This is a genomic window from Massilia sp. 01N417 (genome assembly GCF_056399645.1).
Window position 1 is genome coordinate 19,823 of record NZ_JBFTRS010000026.1, and the last position, 19,193, is coordinate 39,015.

The following is a 19,193-nucleotide window of genomic DNA, read 5'->3' on the forward strand; positions in this document are numbered from 1 at the left end:
ATTTCCACCTTATTTCCAGCGATCTCGCGCCCGCTCGCGTACCAGCATCCTCACCTCGTCCGGCATCGGTTTGCGGCTGTGCGGCGTCTCGGCGTTGACCCATACGCATTCCTCGTAATGCTTCAGCATCGCCGGGCTGATGAAGCGGGTGCGCTGGGCGTAGACATGCCGGTCGCCCATCTGCGCCTGCTGCTTGATGAAGAAGCGGTTCGGCACCACCAGGTGCAGCTGCTCCTTGGCGCGCGTCATCGCCACATACAGCAGGCGGCGCTCCTCCTCGATGTCGTCGCCGCTGCCGGTGGCCATGTCGGACGGGATGCAGCCGTCGACCACGTTCAGCACGTGCACCGACTTCCACTCCTGGCCCTTGGCCGAGTGGATGGTCGACAGGATCAGGTAGTCCTCGTCCAGCAGCGGCGGGCCGGCGCGGTCGCTGGTCGCTTCCGGCGGATCGAGGGTCAGCTCGGTCAGGAAGGTCTCGCGCGAGCCGTAGCCGCCGGCCAGCGCCACCAGCTGCTCGAGATCGGCCGCCCGTACCGGGGCGTCGTCATGCAGGCGCTCCAGGTGGGGCTGGTACCAGCTGCGCACCAGCTCGATGTCCATCGGCCAGCGCAACCCGGGCGTCCGCAGGCTGCGGAACAGGGCCACGAAGGGATCCCAGTCGCCCTGGGCGCGCGCCGGCGCATCGAAGGCTTCCACGGCGGCCAGGGGATCGGCGGCTTCGCCCACCGCATCCAGCAGGCGCGCCGCGGTGGCCGGGCCGATGCCGGGAATCAGCTGGGCGACGCGGAAGCCGGCCAGGCGTCCGGCAGGGTTCTGGGCGAAGCGCAGCACCGCGAGGATGTCCTTGATATGGGCCGCCTCCAGGAATTTCAGGCCGCCGAACTTCACGAAGGGGATGTTACGGCGCACCAGTTCCAGCTCCAAGGCGGCGCTGTGGCTGGCGGCGCGGAACAGCACCGCCTGCTGGGTCAGCCTGGTGCCGGCTTCACGCTGTTCCAGCACGCGGTTGCAGACCCAGCGCGCCTGCTCGGCCTCGTCCGGGATCAGCACCAGCTGCGGCCTGGCCGTCGATGCCTTGTCCGTCCACAGCGTCTTCGCATGGCGCTCCAGCGCGGCGGCGATCACGGCGTTCGAGGCATCCAGGATCGGCTGCGTCGAGCGGTAGTTGCGGTCGAGGGTGAGGACGCGGGCCGGCTGCGAGAAGGCTTGCGGGAAGTCGAGGATGTTGCGCACCGTCGCCCCGCGGAACGAGTAGATCGATTGGGCGTCGTCGCCGACCACCATCACGCCCTGCCCGTCCGGCTTCATGCCCTGGAGGATGGCGGCCTGCAGGCGGTTGGTGTCCTGGTATTCGTCGACCAGCACGTGGTCGAACAGCGCACCCAGCTCCGGCCCGAGTTCCGGGTCGGACGCCATCTCGGACCAGAACAGCAACAGGTCGTCGTAGTCGAGCACGTTCTGCTCCTGCTTGGCGTCGACATAGGCGCCGAACAGGCGCTTCAGCTGCTCTTCCCATTCGCTGCACCAGGGGAAGGTCGACTGTAGCACCTCGCCGAGCGCGTCCTGGCTGTTCACCACGCGCGAATAGATGGCCAGGCACGTAGCTTTCAAGGGAAACCGCTTCTGCCCTCCCGTCAAGCCGATATCCTGGCGCACCATGCCCATCAGGTCTTCGGAATCGCCGCGGTCGTGGATGGTGAAGGAGGACTCCAGCCCGATGCGGCCGGCGTACTCGCGCAGCAGGCGCGCGCCGATGCTGTGGAAGGTGCCGGCCCAGGGCAAGCCGGCCACCGCCTGGGCCGAGGTGCCGAAAATGCGCTGCAGGACGCCGCCGGCGCGCTGCACCATCTCGTTGGCGGCACGCCGCGAAAAGGTCAGCAGCAGGATGCGCTGCGGGTCGGCGCCGGACTGGATCAGCCGGGCCACGCGGTGGGCCAGCGTATTCGTCTTGCCCGAGCCGGCGCCGGCAACGACCAGCAGCGGCCGCGGCATCGGCGCGCCGACGTCGTGCTCGACGGCCGCGCGCTGTTCCGGATTCAGGGACGCATAAGGGTCGGGCAGCGGTTCATGCAGCGCGGGTTCGGAAACGCTGGGGTCGGCGGTATCGGGCATAATGCGACAGGTCTGGAGATGCCAGAACTGTACATTTATCCAGTAGAGTTAGGCAAGTCCCATACGCTGGCCAGGCTTGTTCAGATATCCACAAAATCTGTGCATAACCATGTGGAAAAGCACCCCCTTGACATGGCGGAAGCAAGGAATGATGCGGCTTTCAACAACTTGCCCATTGTGCGTGCAGCCTGTGAAGCACGCAAAATCAAGGGTTTACGGTGTCAAGTGGCGCACGATTCAAATATTTTTGCAAGATGCATTGCAGAAAAATTTGTGCATAACCACGACCCGCAAGAAACACTTAGAGCACCTAAGAAAAACTTCAGGGCAAGGCGCATCGTCGAAGACAGTACGCTAGTACGGCGAGACGATGCAACGCGGCCATGGAGGTTTTGTTAGGTGCTCGAGGGCGGGCGACGGCGTTCCGGCTCGCCCAGCACTCTTTCGATGACGGCGGGATCGATGTCCCGCGAGCGCAGGAATTCCACGGCCGAGATCGTGCCGTCGCGTGATTGCACGGCAAGGCCGAGATCGACGATGCCGCTGCGCTGCAGATCCAGGCGCTGGGTCAGGATAGTTTGCTCCATTGCATCTCCAAGTCGAATCGCGGCCGCTTGCCGCAGATGCAGTATCGGCCAGCTTAATGCCAAGTCAAGGAGAAATATCGCAGCCGCAAATGACAGGCCGATGACACGCAGTGTGCGCCGCCGCCGGGCCGCACGGCCTAGAATGGCCTCGTCAACCATCACCAGCGAGGACCCCATGACCATGACTCCCGATCCAGACCTGAAACCGGGCGACGAAGCCGAACCGGGCACTCCGGGCGCGGGCGAGGACCTGTGCGAGACCTGCGGCGGCAGCGGCAAGCTGGCCGACGGCAAGATCTGCCCGGAATGCGAAGGTTCCGGCCGCGTGATGCGCGGCATCGGCGGCGGCTAGACCTCAGCCATTGACGCATGGACAGGAGGGTGGGCGCAGCGCGATAATCCAGGCATGACCACCTCGCCGCATCCGCTGCCGGGGGCGCCCGGCTCCCCGCCCCGCCCGCAATCCCTGTCCGACCTCTTCATCTCCTTCACGCTGCTGGCCTTGCAGGGTTTCGGCGGCGTGCTCGCCGTCGTCCAGCGCGAACTGGTCGAGCGCAAGCGCTGGCTGACCCAGGAAGAATTCATCGAAGACTGGGCCGTCGCCCAGATCATGCCGGGCCCGAACGTGGTCAACCTGTCGCTGATGATCGGCGGCCGCTATTTCGGCCTGCCCGGCGCCATGACCGCCCTCGCCGGGCTGCTGGCCCTGCCGCTGGTGCTGGTGCTCACCCTGGCGGTGCTGCACGACCGCTTTGCCGACAGCCCGCAAGTGGCCGGCGCCCTGCGTGGCATGGCGGCGGTCTCGGCCGGCCTGATCGGCGTCGCCGGCCTGCGCCTGGCCGCCGCCCTCGAGCGCAGCCCGCTGCCGAGGTCCTGGTGCATGGCCATCGCCGCCCTCGGCTTCGTGCTGGTGGCGCTGCTGAAATGCCCGCTGCCGTACGTGCTGCTGGGGCTGGGCGGCCTCGGCTGCGTCCTCACCTGGCGCCGCCTGGCATCATGAGCCCGGCGCACGAGACCGTCCACCTGGCGCTGGCCTGGTCCGACTGGCTGAACCTGTTCGGCCACTTCCTGCTGCTGTCGACGATGTCGATCGGCGGCGCGATCTCGACCTCGTCCGAGATGCACCGTTTCCTGGTCGAGCAGCACCACTGGCTGACCCAGGACCAGTTCAATGCCGCGATCGCCCTGGCCCAGGCCGCGCCCGGCCCCAACGTGCTGTTCGTGGCGCTGATGGGCTGGCACGTCGGCCTCAACGCCGGCAGCGTCGGCGCCGCCCTGTTCGGCGTGCTGGTCTGCATGGTCGGCATCATGACGCCCTCGACCATCATCACCTACAGCGCGGCGCGCTGGGGCCACCGCAACCGCGACCTGCGCGCCGTGCGCGCCTTCAAGCAGGGCATGGCGCCGGTGGTGATCGCCCTGCTGCTGTCGACCGCCTGGATCCTCGGCAGCTCGGCCGGCGGCGGACAATGGCGGCTGTGGCTGCTTTCGATCGCCGCCGGCGCCGTGATCTGGCGTACCCGGCTGCACCTGCTGTGGGTGCTGGCGGCCGGCGCCCTGCTCGGCGCGCTCGGCATCGTCTGAATGCCTGCTTCCATCCAGTGCAAGACCGCCGCGCAGCAGGCATACTTGCACTATTGTTCACCTATCGATGAAAAGACGATGACCGATCTTGCCCAAGCTAATGTACTCAGCGAACACGCCTGCTTCGGCGGCGTGCAGCGCTTCTACCAGCACGACGCCAAAGCCATCGGCCTGCCGATGCGCTTCTCCGTCTACCTGCCGCCCGGGGCCGAAGGCGGGAAGCTGCCGGTGCTGTTCTACCTGGCCGGCCTGACCTGCACCGAAGAAACCTTCATGATCAAGGCCGGCGCCCAGCGCGTCGCCGCCGAGCTCGGCCTGATCCTGGTCGCGCCCGACACCAGCCCGCGCGGCGCCGGCGTTCCCGGCGAGACCGACAGCTGGGACTTCGGCGTGGGCGCCGGCTTCTATCTCGACGCCAGCGCCGCGCCCTGGGCCCGCCACTACCGCATGGAGAGCTACATCCTCGAGCTGCGCGAACTGGTGCTGGCCACCCTGCCGGCGGACGCGGGCCGGGTCGGCATCTTCGGTCACTCGATGGGCGGGCACGGCGCGCTGACCCTGGCACTGCGCCATCCGGACCTGTTCCGCTCGGTCTCGGCCTTCGCGCCGATCGCCGCGCCGACCCGCTGTCCCTGGGGCCAGAAGGCCTTCGGCGGCTATCTCGGCCCGGACCAGGCGGCCTGGCGCGCCCACGATGCGAGCGAGCTGGTGAAGGATGCCGGCCGTGCGGTATTCCCGGACGGCATCCTGGTCGACCAGGGCCTGGCCGACAAATTCCTCGCGGAGCAGCTGTATCCGGAAGCCTTCGAGGAAGCCTGCCGCGCCGCCGGCCAGCCGCTCGAACTGCGCCGCCACCCCGGCTACGACCACGGCTATTACTTCATCTCGAGCTTCGTCGAAGACCATTTGCGCTTCCACCGCCGCAACCTGGCCTGAGTCCCAAAATTCCCTCCACACGCCCGCCGGCTGGCGGGCATCAAACCTGCTTGTGCGGCCCTTGAAATCGGTTTCCGGCCGCCCTATAAATGATGGTGCATCCATTTGTAATGGAGGTCATCATGAATCTCATCCGTAGAAACAATAGCCCGCTGTCCACCCTGCGCGGCGGCCCCATGGAAGACCAGTTCGGCCGCATGGTCGAGAGCATGTTCCAGGATTTCTTCGCGCCCCTGGCCCAGGGCGGGCGCTGGGCCGACGACGGCCTCGCCATGCCGCGCCTCGACGTCAGCGAACACGAGAAAGCCTTCGAAGTAAAGGCCGAGCTGCCGGGCGTCAAGAAGGAAGATCTGAAGGTCTCGATCGACGGCCAGCGCGTCACGATCGAGGGGGAATGCCAGCAGGCAAACGAACAGCGTGAGGGCGAACAGGTGGTGTATTCTGAACGTTCGACACGCAGGTACCAGCGCAGCTTCACGCTGCCTTCCGAGGTCGACGATGCCGGCGCCGAAGCACGGCTCGAGAATGGCATCCTCATGCTCACGCTGCCCAAGAAACAGGGTGGCGCGGCAAAGCGGCTGACCATCCAGTAGGCCCGCCGCAGCCAGGAGGCGCAGCACAGCATGACCGAGTTTCGCCACTTCAAGGACCGCAGACAGGCCGGCAAGCTGCTGGCCCGCGAGCTGCGTGAATATGCGGGGCGCGCGGACGCGGTCGTGCTGGCGCTGCCGCGCGGCGGAGTGCCAGTTGGGTTCGCTATCGCACAGCGGCTCGGCATCGAACTCGATATCCTTCTCGTACGCAAGCTGGGCATGCCCGGGCACGAGGAATACGCGATGGGCGCGGTCGGCAGCGGTGGCGTACGGGTGCTGCAGCCGGGCGTGCCTGGCCTGCTGGGCGTGAGCGCCGAACAGGTCGAGGCCGTTACCGCGCGCGAACTGGCCGAACTGCAGCGGCGCGAGCGTGCCTACCGTGGCGCCCGCAAGCCGCTGGCGCTGGCCGGGCGGACCGCGATCCTGGTCGACGATGGCGTTGCCACCGGTTCGACCATGCTGGCGGCGATCCGCGTGGCGCGCAGCTTGCAGCCGGCGAAGCTGGTGCTGGCGGTGCCGGTGGCGCCGCCGCAAACCCTGGCGGCGCTCGAGGGCGAGGTCGACCTGCTGGTCTGCCTGTCGGCGCCGCCGCTGTTCCGCTCCGTGGGCCAGTGGTACGAGGCCTTCGACCAGACCAGCGACGAGGAAGTACAGGATCTGCTGGCCGCCGCCTGGCATGCGCGGACGGCCGACCGACAACAACCAATGGAGGACGAACATCATGCAAAGACTGCCGACGCAAAGCACGACGACGACGGACACCGGGCTTGAACTTGCCAAATGGCTGGGCGGCGCCGCCGCCGGCGCCCTGTTGATGTACATGCTCGACCCCGACCGCGGCAGCGCACGCCGCGCGCAGTCGGCCGCCGCCGTGCGCAACGTCGGCTCACGCACGTCCGGCGCCATCGGCAATGTCTGGCACGGCAGCGGCAGCCGCATGGGCGCCGCCGCCGACGGGCTGATGGACTCGGCCAGGCCGGACGGCAGCATCGGTTCGACGATCTCGCGCGTGAAAAGCGCGGCCGGCGACATGATCGACGACACCGTCTCGAAGGCGAAGGACGTCATGGCCCGCGCATCCAGCGCCGCCGGCGACCTGGCCGACGACACGATCTCGAAAGCCAGGAGCGGAGTCAGCCAGGCCAGGGACAGCGACGGCTACGCCAGCGCCCGCAGCGCGGTCAGCCGCGCCGCCGACAGCGTCGCCGATTTCTATGACGACACCCGCAAGACCGCCGGCCGCCTCGGCAAGCGCGTGGCCGAGGAAGTGCGCGGCGACAGCGAAGGCGCCTGGAACCCGGCGATGCGCAACACCGCCCTGGTCGGCGGCGGCCTGCTGGCCCTGATGGGCCTGATGCGCCGCTCGCCGCTGACCGCCGTGCTGGGCCTGGCCGGCGCCGCCCTGCTGGCGCGCGGCGTCGCCAACCAGCCGCTGCGCAGCCTGGCAAGCCGCGGCGCCGCCGGTCTCGGCATGGCCAAGGGCTTGAGCCTGGGCATGGACCAGACCATCGACTTCGAGAAGACCGTCCACATCGACGCGTCGCCGGACGAGGTCTACCAGCAATTTGCGAATTACGAGAACTTCCCGCGCTTCATGTCCCACGTCGTCGAAGTGCGCGACCTCGGCCGTCGCCGTTCGCACTGGATCGTGAAGGGCCCGGGCGGTTCCGAGTTCCAGTGGAATTCCGTCCTGACCGAGCAGAACCGTCCGAACCGCCTGGCCTGGCGCAGCGAACCGGGCGCCGAGATCCCGCAGACCGGCTCGATCCAGTTCGAGCGCCACCGCGGCGGCACCCTGGTCACCATCCGCATGTCCTATACGCCGCCGGCCGGCGCCATCGGCCACGGCCTGGCCTTGCTGCTGGGCGCCGATCCGAAGTCCCAGATGGACGAGGACCTGGCGCGCATGAAGGCCTTCATCGAGCGTGGTTCGATGCCGCGCGAAGCCGCGCAGTCCGGCTGGATGAGCCGCCTGCTGCACTGAAGCGGAACCTGGCATCATGGCCAGCCTCGACCCCGTTGCCGCCATCCGCGCCGCCGCCATCCCCCTGGGTGGCGGCCGGCGCGACTACGATGAACTGCTCGACCTGGTGGGCGACGCCCGCTTCGTGCTGCTGGGCGAAGCCACGCACGGCACCCACGAGTTCTACGAAGAGCGTGCGCGCATCACGCAACGGCTGATCGAGGAAAAAGGCTTCCATGCCGTGGCGGTCGAGGCCGACTGGCCGGATGCCTACCGGGTCAACCGCTACGTGCGCGGCCAGAGTGACGACGCCGACGCCGACGCCGCCCTGTCCGGCTTCGAACGCTTTCCGAGCTGGATGTGGCGGAATACCGACGTCTCCGCCTTCGTCGACTGGCTGCGCGAGCACAATGCGAAACAGGCCGGCGGCAAGGCGGTCGGTTTCTACGGCCTCGACCTGTACAGCCTGTTCACCTCGCTGCGCGAAGTGCTGGCCTATCTTGACAAGGTCGATCCGCAGGCCGCGAAGATCGCGCGCGAACGCTACGCCTGCTTCGACCATTATTACGAGGACAGCCAGCACTACGGCTACTCGGCCAACCTGGACCTGTCGGCCTCCTGCGAGGAAGGCGTGATCGAGCAACTGAACCAGATGCAGCGGCGCGCCTACGAATACTCGCAAAGGGACGGCAGCGAGGACGGCTTCTTCTACGCCCAGCAGAATGCGCGCCTGGTGAAGAATGCCGAGGAATACTACCGGACCATGTTCCGCGGCCGCGTCTCGTCCTGGAACCTGCGCGACAGTCACATGGCCGAGACCCTGGAAGCCCTTGCCCAGCACCTGTCGCGGCACGGCGAGCCGGCCAGGATCGTCGTGTGGGAGCACAACTCCCACATCGGCGATGCCCGCGCCACCGAGGTCGGCCAACTGGGCGAGTGGAATGTCGGCGAACTGGCGCGCAAGGCCTACGATGGCCAGACACGCTTGATCGGCTTTTCGACCTACGAAGGCTTCGTCACGGCGGCCTCGGAATGGGATGGCCCGGCCGAACACAAGCGGGTGCGTCCCGGCATGCCCGGCAGCTATGAGGAATTGCTGCACGAGACCGGCATCGAACGCTTTCTGCTGCCGCTCAGCGGCAACAATGCGGGCGACAGCCCGGCCCGCGAAGCCCTGATGCAGCGCCGCCTGGAACGGGCGATCGGCGTCATCTACCTGCCGCGCACGGAACGCCAGAGCCATTACTTCTCGGCCCAGATGGCGGTCCAGTTCGACGCCGTGATCCACATCGACCGCACCACGGCCGTCACGCCCCTCGATCCGGGCGGCGGCTGGCATTCGGAAGAGCCGCCGGAAACCTATCCGGGCGGATTCTGATTCGGTACGAGCTGGAGGCGGCCGGCGCGCGCCTCCAGCGCCTCCCGGTGCTCGCCGATCTCGCGGAAGATCGTCCCCGGTTCGGCCAGCTCGCGCGCGGCCAGCGCACGCATATCGTCAGGCTCGATGCCGTCCAGCGCCGCCGAGCGCAAGGCCGCCGCCTCGACGGCTCGCTCCAGTCCCTCGAAGGTCGCGGCGCATAGCCAGACGTCCTTCATCGCATTGGCCAGCTCGGCCGCCAGCCGCGGCGCGGCGCCCAGCGGCGGGAACAGCGGCAGGCTCGCCGCCAGTGCGTTCAGGTCGCCGATACGCGCCAGGGGATCGGGTAGGTAGCGCTCGGCGCGTTCGAAGTCGCCGGCCGCCACCATTGCCGGCAAGGCCGTCCAGGCCGCCTGCCGCGCATCCTCCGGCATCGCGCCTTCCATGTGCACGAACAGGTCGACGGTCGACTGCGGATCCGCCAGCGTCTTGTTGATGCCGGCAATCAGCTGGAAACGCGTGCCGGGATAGCCGCGGCCCGAGCGGAACGTATTGTCGCCGTCCAGCAGCTGCCGGGCCTGGGCGTCGCGCGCGCGGGCCAGGGCATCGCGCGCCGGCGCGTACTCCCCGGCCAGCATTTCCCACTCGAACATCACGATGAACATGTTCTTGCCGGCGAAGGCTTCATCCTTGCAGACGCGGGCAAACAGTCCGATCAGGATCGCCAGCGTGTCGCCAGGACGCCCTTCCTGCCTGGCGGCGATTGCCCGGACCACGTCCGGATTCAATTCGATCATCGCTTCCCCTTGTCCGGACAGCCCGCCGGCGTATCGAAATGGCATCATCTTAGCCTGCAAAACGCCGTGTGTAATAAAACCTTGGTCTCGACGCCCCGCTTTGGTTTAGGATGTGCGTCGTTATGTTCTGGCAACTCGGAAACGGAAGACATGAGTAAATACACCTTGAGCGTCAACGGCAAGGCGCAGACCGTGGACGTCGAAGCGGATACGCCGCTGCTGTGGGCCCTGCGCGATACCATGGGCCTGGTCGGCACCAAGTACGGCTGCGGCGTCGGCGCCTGCGGCGCCTGCACCGTCCACGTGGACGGCCAGCCGGCGCGCGCCTGCCAGCTGCCGGTGTCCGGCATCGGCAAGCGCAAGATCACGACCATCGAGGGACTGGACGCGAACGCCGCCCACCCGCTGCAGCAGGCCTGGCAGGAACTCGACGTGCCCCAGTGCGGCTACTGCCAGTCCGGCCAGATCATGAGCGCCTGCGCCCTGCTCAAGCAGCATCCGCGCCCGACCGACGCCCAGATCGACGACGCCATGGCCGGCAACCTGTGCCGCTGCGCCACCTATGTCCGCATCCGCGCCGGCATCCACCGCGCCGCCGAGATCGCATCCACCGGAAAGGGCAAGAAATGAGCGCCCGCCAAGACGAACTGACATCCGCTCCCGTTTCCGCTTCGCGTCGCAGCTTCCTGCGCCAGTCCGCCGCCGGCGGCTCGCTGCTGGCCCTCGGCCTGTATGGCGGCGGCACCATCGCCGCCCTCGCCCAGGGCCAGGCCGGGGCCGCCACCGCGCAGTCGTCCGAGTTTTCGCCGAACGTCTTCATCCGCATCGCCCAGGACGGCGTCGTGACCCTGGTGTCCAAGCAGCCGGAAATCGGCCAGGGCATCAAGACCTCGCTGCCGATGGTGATCGCCGAAGAGCTGGAAGTCGATTGGAAGGACGTGCGCGTGGTCCAGGGCGACCTGAACCCGGCCTATGGTCCGCAGGGCGCCGGCGGCTCGACCTCGACCCCGACCAATTACGAGAACTTCCACCGCCTGGGCGCCACCGCGCGCACCATGCTGGTCCAGGCCGCCGCCCAGACCTGGGGCGTGCCGGCCGGCGAGTGCCGCGCCGAACGCGGCGCCGTGCTGCACGATGCATCGAAGCGCCGCCTCGGCTACGGCCAGCTGGTCAAGACCGCCGCCGCGCTGCCGGTGCCGGATGCGAAAGGCGTCCAGCTCAAGGATCCGGCGACTTACCGCCTGCTCGGCACCCGCATCGGCGGCGTCGACAACGACAAGGTCGTGGCCGGCAAGCCGCTGTTCGGCATCGACGTCCAGCTGCCCGGCATGCTGTACGCCGTGTACGTGAAATGCCCGGTGCTGGGCGGCGCACCAAGGTCCGCCAACCTGGCCGCCATCAAGGCCATGCCGGGCGTGAAGGATGCCTTCATCGTCGAGGGCACCGAGAACCTGAACGGCCTGCGCCCGGGCGTGGCGATCGTCGCCAACAGCACCTGGAACGCGATCCGCGCGCGCAAGAAATTGCAGGTGCAGTGGGACGAAGGCGAAGGCGCGCACCACAGCTGGGCGGGCTTCCTGGCCCAGGCCCAGGCTGCGGCGAAACAGCCGGGCACGGTCACGATGCGCAAGGACGGCGACGTCGAGACCGCGCTGGCCGGCGCCGCCCGCACCGTGGAAGCGGCCTACACCTACCCCTTCATCTCGCACGCGAGCATGGAGCCGCAGAACTGCACCGCCGCCATCGATCCGAAGGACGGCAGCGTGGAACTGTGGGCACCGACCCAGAACCCGGGCGCCGGCCAGGCCCTGGTCGCCAGCACCTTCAACATCCCGAAAGAGAAGATCACCCTGCACATCACGCGCAGCGGCGGCGGCTTCGGGCGGCGCCTGTCGTCCGACTTCATCGTCGACGCGGTCGCCATCGCCCAGAAGGTCAAGGCGCCGGTGAAGCTGACCTGGATGCGCGAGGACGACCTGCAGCACGACCATTTCCGCGCCGGCGGCTTCCACTTCCTGCGCGGCGGCGTCGACGCCGCCGGCAAGCTGGTGGCCTGGCACGATCACTTCGTCACCTTCGCCAACCGGGTCGAGCAGAAGGAAAGCGACGGCACCACCGGCAGCGTGCTGCGGCCGGGCAGCGGCGCCAGCCTGTCGGGCGACGAGTTCCCTGGCCGCTGGGTCGCCAACTGCCTGCTGGAGCAGACCCCGCTCGAATGCCGGATCCCGATGGGACCCTGGCGCGCGCCGGGCTCGAACGTGTTCGCCTGGGTCTTCCACAGCTTCATCGACGAGCTGGCGCATGCGGCCGGCCGCGACCCGATCGACTTCCGCCTCGAGATCCTGGGCGACGCCGACATGGTGGCCGGCACCGGCGAACGCGGCGTGCCCTACAACGTTTCGCGCATGCGCAATGTCTTGACGTCCGTGGCCGAGAAGTCCGGCTGGGGCAAGCGCAAGTTCGCGCGCGGCAAGGGTGCCGGCGTGGCCTTCCACTTCAGCCACCGCGGCTATGTGGCGGAAGTGGCCGAGGTCACGGTGTCGAAGGAAGGCCAGCTGAAGGTGGACCGCGTGGTGGTGGTGAGCGACATCGGCGCCCAGATCGTCAACCTGTCCGGCGCCGAGAACCAGGTGCAGGGCTCGGTGATCGACGGCTTGTCCACGCTGATGTACCCCTCGCTGAACCTCGAGAAGGGCCGCATCGTGCAGAGCAACTTCCACGACTACCCGCTGCTGCGCATGCCGGACACCCCAACCAGGATCGAAACCCACTTCCTGAAGACCGACTATCCGGTCACGGGCCTGGGCGAACCGGTCTTCCCGCCGCTGGCGCCGGCCGTCTGCAACGCGATCTTCGCCGCGACCGGCAAGCGCGTGCGCGAACTCCCGCTCAGCAAGACCGACTTGAGCTGGAGCTGAGTTGGATGCGGCTGCCCTGCTCCGCCAGGCCGTCGCCCTGCACCAGCAGGGACGGCTGGAGCAGGCGCGCGAACTCTACCGGCAGGTGCTGGCGCTCGATCCACGCCAGTTCGACGCCCTGCACCTGAGCGGGGTCATCGAACGCCAGCACGGCAATCCGGCGCAGGCCGTCGAGCTGATCCGGCAGGCCTTGGCGATCGATCCCCAGCAGGCGCGCGCCCACTGCAACCTCGGCGCCGCCTTGCAGGACCTGGGCCAGGCCGAGGCCGCGCTCCAGAGCGTCGAAACGGCGCTGCGCCTCGACCCGCGCTATGCCCTCGCCTGGAACAACCGCGGCAATACCCTGCGCCGCCTCGGCCGCCTGCCCGATGCGCTCGACAGCTACGAACGCGCGCTGGCCCTGCAGGCCGGCTATCCGGAAGCCTGGTGCCATCGCGCCATCGTCCTCAACGATCTCGGCCGCCATGGCGACGCCGCCGCCAGCGCCGAACAGGCCCTGGCCGCCCGCCCCGGCTATGCGGACGCGCTGCAGGCACTGGGCAACGCCCTGCAGGCGCTCGACCGCTTCGCGCAAGCCGTGGATGCCTACGACGCCGCGTTGGGAAGCGCGGTGCCGGCCCGCCAGGCCGAGATCTGGTGCGCACGCGGCGCGGCCCTGAAGAAGTCCGGCGAGCTGTCCCGCGCGCTGGACAGCTACGAACACGCCCTGCGCTGTCGTCCCGATTACGCGATGGCCGAGCACTACCGCGCCAACGCGCTGCGCGCGCTGGGCCGGCGCGACGAGGCGATCGCCGCCTATCGCCGCGCCCGCGAGCTGGGCGCCGACCCGGCCGGCATCGATTTCGCGCTGGCGGCGCTGGGCGAAGGCCAGCTGCCCGCTTCGGCGCCTGCCGATTACGTGAAGGGCCTGTTCGACCAGTATGCCGGCCACTTCGACCGTCACCTGGTCGAGGTGCTGGGCTACCGGACGCCGGAACTGCTGAACGCGCTGCTGCTGCGCCACCTGCCCGCCGGCCGGCCGCTTCCCTGCTTCGACGCCGTGCTTGACCTCGGCTGCGGCACCGGCTTGTGCGCGCCCTACCTGCGCCCGCTCGCACGCAGGCTGGTGGGCGTCGACCTGTCGGAAAAGATGCTCGACAATGCCCGCAGCCTGGGCCTGTACGACGAACTCGCGGCCGCCGACATCACGAGCTACCTCGAGCACACGGGACAAGGCTTCGAACTGGTACTGGCGGCGGACGTGTTCGTCTACTTCGGCGAGCTGGCCCCGGTATTCGCCGCTATCCGCCGCGTACTGCCGAAGGGCGGCCTGTTCGCCTGCTCGGTCGAAGCGATGGATGGCGCGGCGCGGCCCGGCGCCGCTTATGCGATCACCCCATCGAACCGCTTCGTCCACTCGCTGGCCTATATCGACAGGCTGGCCGCCGCGGCCGGCTTCACGGTCGAGGAAAGGTCCGACGCGGCCCTGCGCAGCGAGCACGGCATCGACGTGGCCGGCCATCTTGTCCTCATGCGCGCCGTTTAGACATTTGTGAAACAGCTGTAATTACACCAGCGAATACCTGCCGGCCAACGGCGCCTTCAACTGGAGTACCCGGATCGCGTCCGTCAAGATCGCGGGCTGCCAGTAAGGCAGCAAGGGACCGGCGTTAGGCCACCGACAGCGCCGTCATCCCGAACTCGCCCAGCCGCACCGGCACCGCACCGCGCGCCACCATGCGGTCGAGCGCGCGGGTGCCGTCGCCCGGCTTGACGTCCACCGCGCGCATCGCCTCCGGCACCACGATGGCGTCGAAGCCCTCTTCCAGCGCGTCGGTCACGGTATTCAGCACGCAGTAATCGGTGGCCAGGCCGCACACGGTGACACGGCCGACGCCGCGCGTGCGCAGCTGGGCCGCCAGGTCGGTGCCGGCAAAGGCCGAATAGGCGTCGACCGCTGCGGTGTCGGCCTTCGAGACGACGATGGCGTCGTCCGGCAGCGCCAGCTCGGCGGTGAATGCCGCGCCCGGCGTGCCGGCCACGCAATGCGGCGGCCAGGGTCCGCCCTGGGCCGTGAACGAGCAATGGTCGTTCGGGTGCCAGTCGCGCGAGGCATAGACCGGCAGGCCCTGTTCGCGGAACAGCTCGATCAGGTGGTTGATCGGCGCGACGACTTCGTGGCCGCTGGCGACGCCGAGGGCGCCGCCGGGGAGGAAGTCGACTTGCAGGTCGATGATCAAGAGGGCGTCGGTGTTATCAAGATGGATGGCGCTCATATTCATTCCACTGGTTTACGCACGTCATTCCCGCGAAGGCGGGAATCCAAGTTTAGCTGAACAGCCGGAACAGTGTTCGCTGTACGCACCGAACTTGGGTCCCCGCCTTCGCAGGGACGACGGCGTTAATGCCGATGCGCCGGATCCGGATCCAGCGCCCCCAGCCGGTCCAGGATCGCCGCCGCCCGCGCGGCCTGGGCCGCATCGCCGGCGTTCACCGTGATCTGGCAGTCGCGCACGTCGTCCTGGGCCACCGGCGCGTAGGTGTGGCTGTAGGCGGTCTTGCCCGTAACCGACGGGGCGTCGCCCACCGTGAAATTGCCCTGGACGGGGCCGGTTTCCTCGATGCGGACCGTGACTTCCACGTCGTCGGCCGGGATGCCGGCGGCGAGCAGCTCGTTGCGCGCCTCTTCGGCGGCGCCCGGGTGGATGAAGGTCCGCACAATCACATTTTCCATAGCCATGGCTTAGCTCCAACAAATGATTCGGTCCGGTCCACCGTACCAGAAACGGCCGCCGCGCGGCGCTCGCGCCGGTGCCGGTCGCGCGCAAGAATTGCCAAAAAATTATATGTGTGTCTCGTGCGTCACAATTTTTCAAAACTAGTACAATCAGGCAACACTCGAGTCAGAAGTGGCAAGAAACCCCGCCTTTTCAAATACTTACGGAGACAGACAAGAATGCACACATCGGCCCGGATCGCTTCCTCCCGTCCACTTGCCACCACCGCCATGCATGGGCGGGTGGAAGCCTTGCGTGCGGAGGGTCAGCCGGTCATCGATTTCTCGATCGCGATCTCGCACTTCCCGGCGCCGCGGCCGGTGCTGGACGCGGTCGCCCATGCGGTCGAATGCGAGCGCACCATGCCCTATACCAGCGTGGTCGGCGCCCTCGACGTGCGCGCCCGGCTGGCGGACAAGCTGCGCAAGGAAAACGGCATCGAGGCCTCCGCCTCCGAGATCATCGTCACCAACGGCGCCAAGCAGGCGCTGTACGAGGCCCTGTACACGATCGCCGATCCGGGCGACAGCGTGCTGATCTTCAAGCCGCACTGGCCGGCCTATGTCGCCACCTCCCAGCTGCTGGGCCTGCGCCCCATCCTGGTCGACCTGCCGGACACGATTACCCCGCAGTTGCTGGACAGTCTGGAAATCCCGAAGGTCGTCATCATCAATAACCCGCACAATCCGACCGGCAAGGTGTACACTCGCGACGAACTGGAACACATTCGTGCTTGGGTGGAACGTATTGGGGCAAAGGTGATCGTCGACGAAAGTTACGAGCACCTGATCTTCGAAGGCGAGCACACCAGCCTGGCCGCGCTGTGCGACTGGCGGAAGATCGGCGTGATCACCATCTTTTCCGCCTCGCAGAGCTACGCGATGATGGGTTGGCGGGTCGGCTTCGCGCTGGCCCCGGCCGATGTGGTCGACGCGATGCAGACGCTGCAGGGACCGATCACGGCCGCCGCGCCCCACCTCTCGCAGGTGGCGGCCGTCGCCGCTTTCGCCACCGGCGCGCCCCACGAGATGATGGCGGACTACCGCCAGCGGCGCGACCTGGCGGTGAAGCTGTTTGCCGAGGTCCCCTGGATCGTCATGCATGCGCCGGCATCCGGTCCGTACCTGTGGGGAGACGTGCGCAGCCTGACGATGGATACCGTCGGCTTCGCGGAGCGCCTGATCGAAGAGAAGAAAGTGGCCATCATGCCCGGCGACGCGCTGGGCGTACCGGGCTTTATCCGCCTCGGCTACATTTCCGACGACGTGGCGACGCTGCGCGACGGCATTCGCAGGATTGTGGAATTCGGCGATTTGAAGAATAGATAATGACATCTGGGTTGGGCCGCAGCTTCGCGCAGGGCCGTTTTCGCTTGAACAGCCTGCGCAGCAGGCTCATGTTGCTGGTCGCGCTGGCGATGATGCCGCTGGCGGTGATGACGATCCTGTCGGGCATCCGCGAGCGTCAACATGCCATCAAGGCGTCCGAGGAAAACCTGCGCCGCCTGACCGGCATGGCGGCGGCCAACGAGGCCCAGTCGATCGAGGGCGCGCGCCAGATCCTGGTCGACCTCGCGTCCGTGCCCGACCTGATGGGCGATACCGCGAAGTGCACCTCGCTGCTGTCGGATGTCCTCGACCGCAACGAGGGCTTCGTCAACTTCGGCCTGATCCAGCTGAACGGCGACGTCACCTGCTCCGCCGTGCCCCTGCTCCACCCGGTCAACCTGGGCGACCGCAGCCACTTCCGCCGCGCGATCTCGGAACGCCGCTTCATCGCCGGCGACTACGTGTTCGGCCGCGTGATCAAGAAGCACACCATCAACCTGACCTATCCGGTGATCGACCGCACCGGCAAGGTCCTGGCCGTGGTGTTCGCGGCGATGGACCTGGAAGGCCTGGACACCTTCATCAACGACATCAACCTGCCGCCCGGCTCGGTGCTGGCAACCGCCGACGCGCGCGGCACCGTGATCTCGCGCCGTCCCGACCCGGAACGCTATTTCGGCACCCGCCTGTCGCCCGCGACGCTGGAGGCGATGTCCACCGCCGGCCAGCGCGCCGTGACCATCCGCGGCGACGACGGCGTCGAGCGCCTGCATACCTTCGCCCGCGTCGGCGCCCCGGCCCTGACCGACTACACCGTCACGATCGGCATCCCGACCGACACCATCACCTCGGCCGCGCGCCACGACCAGCTGATGTCGCTGCTGGGCCTGGCCGCGACCACCCTGCTGGCCCTGCTGGCGGCCTGGCTGGTGGGCGACGTCCTGATCGTGCAGCGGGTGCGCAAGCTGATGGGCACCGCCGAGCGCATCGCCGCCGGCGACCTCGACGCCCGCTCCGGCATCGACTACGCCAACGAGGAGATCGGCAACCTGGCCCAGGCCCTCGACCGCATGGCCGCCTCGCTGCAGAAGAAGGAAGCGGCGCGCTCGCTGGCCGAACGCGAGCTGCGCGCCGCCGACCAGCGCAAGGACGAATTCCTGGCAATGCTGGCGCACGAGCTGCGCAACCCGCTGGCGCCGATCAGCACCGGCGCCCACCTCCTGAAGCTGCTCCACTCGGACAACTCCCAGATCACCCAGACCTGCTCGATCATCGTGCGCCAGGTCGACCACATGACCAGCCTGGTCGACGATCTGCTGGACGTCTCGCGGGTCACGCGCGGCCTGGTGTCGCTGTCGACCCAGGTGCTGGACCTGCGCCGCGTGATCGACGACGCCGCCGAGCAGATCCGCCCCTTGATCACCGCGCGCCGCCACCGCCTGGTGATCGACCTGCCGCCCGCGCCGGCCCACGTCAAGGGCGACCACAAGCGCCTGGTGCAGGTGATCGCCAACCTGCTGAACAATTCGACCAAGTACACGCCGGAAGGCGGCTCGCTGCAGCTGCGCCTGGACGCCGGCGGCGAGGAATACGTGCTGACGGTGCACGACGACGGCATCGGCATGGACCCGATACTGGTGGACCGCGTGTTCGACCTGTTCACCCAGGCCGAGCGCACCCCGGACCGCTCGCAGGGCGGCCTCGGACTGGGCCTGGCCCTCGTCAAGAGCCTGGTCGAGCTGCATGGCGGCAGCGTGTCCGCGTACAGCCCGGGCCCGGGCAAGGGCTCGACCTTCACGGTGCGCCTGCCGCGCTACAGCCAGGACGTGGTGCCGGCCGCGCAGCCGGCCGGCGAACGCGCGCAGAGCGGCGCCGTCCCGCTGCGCATCCTGCTGGTGGACGACAACGTCGACGCCGTCCACACCCTGCAGCTGTTCCTGCACTCGGCCGGCCACGAAGTCGAGGTCGCGTACTCGGCCGGCGACGCGCTGGAACTGGCCCGGACCATGGCGCCGGAAGTCTGCCTGCTCGACATCGGCCTGCCCGACTTCGACGGCAACGAACTGGCGCGCCGCCTGCGCATGCTGCCCGAGGCCAGCAACGCGACCCTGATCGCGATGACCGGCTACGGCCGCCAGCAGGACCGCGACGCCTCGATGGCGGCCGGCTTCGACCACTACCTCGTCAAGCCCGTCAATACGACCCAGCTGTCCGACATCCTGGCGGCCGCCGCGGAGGCCAAGGTCAGGAACTGAGCCG

The 19,193-nt window shown here is 68.1% G+C and carries 18 protein-coding genes; 13 read left to right on the top strand and 5 right to left on the bottom strand.

The window, feature by feature from the left end; genetic code table 11:
* Window positions 1-9: 9 nt before the first annotated feature.
* Together AC1DOQ_RS22915 and AC1DOQ_RS22920 are read right to left on the bottom strand one after the other, a co-directional pair.
* Window positions 10-2,115, bottom strand: coding sequence for an ATP-dependent helicase (locus tag AC1DOQ_RS22915; protein WP_477369459.1), 2,106 nt, complete (start codon window positions 2,113-2,115; stop codon window positions 10-12).
* 395 nt (window positions 2,116-2,510) lie between these two features.
* Window positions 2,511-2,702: a hypothetical protein gene (locus AC1DOQ_RS22920; protein WP_477369462.1), complete on the bottom strand. Its 192-nt coding sequence runs from the start codon at window positions 2,700-2,702 to the stop codon at window positions 2,511-2,513.
* A gap of 181 nt (window positions 2,703-2,883) precedes the next feature.
* On the opposite strand from AC1DOQ_RS22920, the gene AC1DOQ_RS22925 reads away from it, so the two are divergent.
* The 8 genes from AC1DOQ_RS22925 (at window position 2,884) to AC1DOQ_RS22960 (ending at window position 9,156) form a co-directional block, all read left to right on the top strand.
* Window positions 2,884-3,054: a hypothetical protein gene (locus AC1DOQ_RS22925; RefSeq protein ID WP_441934174.1), complete on the top strand. Its 171-nt coding sequence runs from the start codon at window positions 2,884-2,886 to the stop codon at window positions 3,052-3,054.
* A gap of 54 nt (window positions 3,055-3,108) precedes the next feature.
* Window positions 3,109-3,702 carry a chromate transporter gene (locus AC1DOQ_RS22930; protein WP_477369464.1) on the top strand — a complete coding sequence of 198 codons (594 nt, stop codon included), beginning with the start codon at window positions 3,109-3,111 and terminating at the stop codon, window positions 3,700-3,702.
* Complete coding sequence (locus AC1DOQ_RS22935) at window positions 3,699-4,286, top strand: chromate transporter (protein ID WP_477369466.1); 588 nt, start codon at window positions 3,699-3,701, stop codon at window positions 4,284-4,286. Before AC1DOQ_RS22930 ends, AC1DOQ_RS22935 begins: the two co-directional genes overlap by 4 nt.
* A gap of 78 nt (window positions 4,287-4,364) precedes the next feature.
* A complete protein-coding gene (fghA, locus tag AC1DOQ_RS22940) occupies window positions 4,365-5,222 on the top strand; it encodes an S-formylglutathione hydrolase (RefSeq protein ID WP_477369468.1) in 858 nt (285 codons plus the stop codon).
* A gap of 122 nt (window positions 5,223-5,344) precedes the next feature.
* Window positions 5,345-5,815 carry an Hsp20/alpha crystallin family protein gene (locus AC1DOQ_RS22945; protein ID WP_477369470.1) on the top strand — a complete coding sequence of 157 codons (471 nt, stop codon included), beginning with the start codon at window positions 5,345-5,347 and terminating at the stop codon, window positions 5,813-5,815.
* A 30-nt stretch (window positions 5,816-5,845) separates the two neighbouring features.
* Window positions 5,846-6,586, top strand: a complete 741-nt coding sequence (locus AC1DOQ_RS22950) for a phosphoribosyltransferase (protein WP_477369472.1) — start codon at window positions 5,846-5,848, stop codon at window positions 6,584-6,586.
* Window positions 6,537-7,799, top strand: a complete 1,263-nt coding sequence (locus AC1DOQ_RS22955; RefSeq protein WP_477369474.1) for an SRPBCC family protein — start codon at window positions 6,537-6,539, stop codon at window positions 7,797-7,799. Before AC1DOQ_RS22950 ends, AC1DOQ_RS22955 begins: the two co-directional genes overlap by 50 nt.
* A 16-nt stretch (window positions 7,800-7,815) precedes the next feature.
* Window positions 7,816-9,156 carry an erythromycin esterase family protein gene (locus AC1DOQ_RS22960; protein WP_477369476.1) on the top strand — a complete coding sequence of 447 codons (1,341 nt, stop codon included), beginning with the start codon at window positions 7,816-7,818 and terminating at the stop codon, window positions 9,154-9,156.
* On the opposite strand, the gene AC1DOQ_RS22965 is transcribed toward AC1DOQ_RS22960, so the two are convergent.
* Window positions 9,138-9,980, bottom strand: a complete 843-nt coding sequence (locus AC1DOQ_RS22965; protein WP_477369478.1) for a hypothetical protein — start codon at window positions 9,978-9,980, stop codon at window positions 9,138-9,140. The two genes, AC1DOQ_RS22960 and AC1DOQ_RS22965, sit on opposite strands and share 19 nt — an antisense overlap.
* 102 nt (window positions 9,981-10,082) lie before the next feature.
* On the opposite strand from AC1DOQ_RS22965, the gene AC1DOQ_RS22970 reads away from it, so the two are divergent.
* Genes AC1DOQ_RS22970 through AC1DOQ_RS22980 form a run of 3 tightly spaced genes read left to right on the top strand, consistent with a single transcriptional unit; the run spans window position 10,083 to window position 14,375 of the window.
* On the top strand, window positions 10,083-10,562 hold the full coding sequence (locus AC1DOQ_RS22970; protein ID WP_477369480.1) for a (2Fe-2S)-binding protein: 480 nt from the start codon (window positions 10,083-10,085) through the stop codon (window positions 10,560-10,562).
* Window positions 10,559-12,850: a xanthine dehydrogenase family protein molybdopterin-binding subunit gene (locus AC1DOQ_RS22975; protein WP_477369482.1), complete on the top strand. Its 2,292-nt coding sequence runs from the start codon at window positions 10,559-10,561 to the stop codon at window positions 12,848-12,850. Before AC1DOQ_RS22970 ends, AC1DOQ_RS22975 begins: the two co-directional genes overlap by 4 nt.
* A gap of 1 nt (window position 12,851) precedes the next feature.
* A complete protein-coding gene (locus AC1DOQ_RS22980; RefSeq protein ID WP_477369484.1) occupies window positions 12,852-14,375 on the top strand; it encodes a tetratricopeptide repeat protein in 1,524 nt (507 codons plus the stop codon).
* A gap of 124 nt (window positions 14,376-14,499) precedes the next feature.
* Here the strand turns inward: AC1DOQ_RS22980 and AC1DOQ_RS22985 are convergent, their stop codons facing one another.
* Window positions 14,500-15,105 carry an isochorismatase family protein gene (locus tag AC1DOQ_RS22985; protein WP_477369486.1) on the bottom strand — a complete coding sequence of 202 codons (606 nt, stop codon included), beginning with the start codon at window positions 15,103-15,105 and terminating at the stop codon, window positions 14,500-14,502.
* A gap of 125 nt (window positions 15,106-15,230) precedes the next feature.
* Window positions 15,231-15,569 (bottom strand): hypothetical protein, encoded by a 339-nt coding sequence (locus AC1DOQ_RS22990; protein ID WP_477369488.1) that lies wholly within the window; start codon window positions 15,567-15,569, stop codon window positions 15,231-15,233.
* 216 nt (window positions 15,570-15,785) lie between these two features.
* Here AC1DOQ_RS22990 and AC1DOQ_RS22995 point away from each other — a divergent pair, with 216 nt between their 5' ends.
* Together AC1DOQ_RS22995 and AC1DOQ_RS23000 are read left to right on the top strand one after the other, a co-directional pair.
* Entirely contained in the window at window positions 15,786-16,934 is a 1,149-nt protein-coding gene (locus tag AC1DOQ_RS22995) for a pyridoxal phosphate-dependent aminotransferase (RefSeq protein WP_477369490.1), read from the top strand.
* A complete protein-coding gene (locus tag AC1DOQ_RS23000; RefSeq protein ID WP_477369492.1) occupies window positions 16,934-19,189 on the top strand; it encodes a hybrid sensor histidine kinase/response regulator in 2,256 nt (751 codons plus the stop codon). Before AC1DOQ_RS22995 ends, AC1DOQ_RS23000 begins: the two co-directional genes overlap by 1 nt.
* Window positions 19,190-19,193 lie beyond the last annotated feature (4 nt).

Bases quoted from the DNA above. Each gene is read 5' to 3' on its own strand.
- AC1DOQ_RS22915 (WP_477369459.1), bottom strand. From the start codon at position 2,115: ATGCCCGATACCGCCGACCCCAGCGTTTCCGAACCCGCGCTGCATGAA.
- AC1DOQ_RS22920 (WP_477369462.1), bottom strand. From the start codon at position 2,702: ATGGAGCAAACTATCCTGACCCAGCGCCTGGATCTGCAGCGCAGCGGC.
- AC1DOQ_RS22925 (WP_441934174.1), top strand. From the start codon at position 2,884: ATGACTCCCGATCCAGACCTGAAACCGGGCGACGAAGCCGAACCGGGC.
- AC1DOQ_RS22930 (WP_477369464.1), top strand. From the start codon at position 3,109: ATGACCACCTCGCCGCATCCGCTGCCGGGGGCGCCCGGCTCCCCGCCC.
- AC1DOQ_RS22935 (WP_477369466.1), top strand. From the start codon at position 3,699: ATGAGCCCGGCGCACGAGACCGTCCACCTGGCGCTGGCCTGGTCCGAC.
- fghA (WP_477369468.1), top strand. From the start codon at position 4,365: ATGACCGATCTTGCCCAAGCTAATGTACTCAGCGAACACGCCTGCTTC.
- AC1DOQ_RS22945 (WP_477369470.1), top strand. From the start codon at position 5,345: ATGAATCTCATCCGTAGAAACAATAGCCCGCTGTCCACCCTGCGCGGC.
- AC1DOQ_RS22950 (WP_477369472.1), top strand. From the start codon at position 5,846: ATGACCGAGTTTCGCCACTTCAAGGACCGCAGACAGGCCGGCAAGCTG.
- AC1DOQ_RS22955 (WP_477369474.1), top strand. From the start codon at position 6,537: ATGCAAAGACTGCCGACGCAAAGCACGACGACGACGGACACCGGGCTT.
- AC1DOQ_RS22960 (WP_477369476.1), top strand. From the start codon at position 7,816: ATGGCCAGCCTCGACCCCGTTGCCGCCATCCGCGCCGCCGCCATCCCC.
- AC1DOQ_RS22965 (WP_477369478.1), bottom strand. From the start codon at position 9,980: ATGATGCCATTTCGATACGCCGGCGGGCTGTCCGGACAAGGGGAAGCG.
- AC1DOQ_RS22970 (WP_477369480.1), top strand. From the start codon at position 10,083: ATGAGTAAATACACCTTGAGCGTCAACGGCAAGGCGCAGACCGTGGAC.
- AC1DOQ_RS22975 (WP_477369482.1), top strand. From the start codon at position 10,559: ATGAGCGCCCGCCAAGACGAACTGACATCCGCTCCCGTTTCCGCTTCG.
- AC1DOQ_RS22985 (WP_477369486.1), bottom strand. From the start codon at position 15,105: ATGAGCGCCATCCATCTTGATAACACCGACGCCCTCTTGATCATCGAC.
- AC1DOQ_RS22990 (WP_477369488.1), bottom strand. From the start codon at position 15,569: ATGGCTATGGAAAATGTGATTGTGCGGACCTTCATCCACCCGGGCGCC.
- AC1DOQ_RS22995 (WP_477369490.1), top strand. From the start codon at position 15,786: ATGCACACATCGGCCCGGATCGCTTCCTCCCGTCCACTTGCCACCACC.
- AC1DOQ_RS23000 (WP_477369492.1), top strand. From the start codon at position 16,934: ATGACATCTGGGTTGGGCCGCAGCTTCGCGCAGGGCCGTTTTCGCTTG.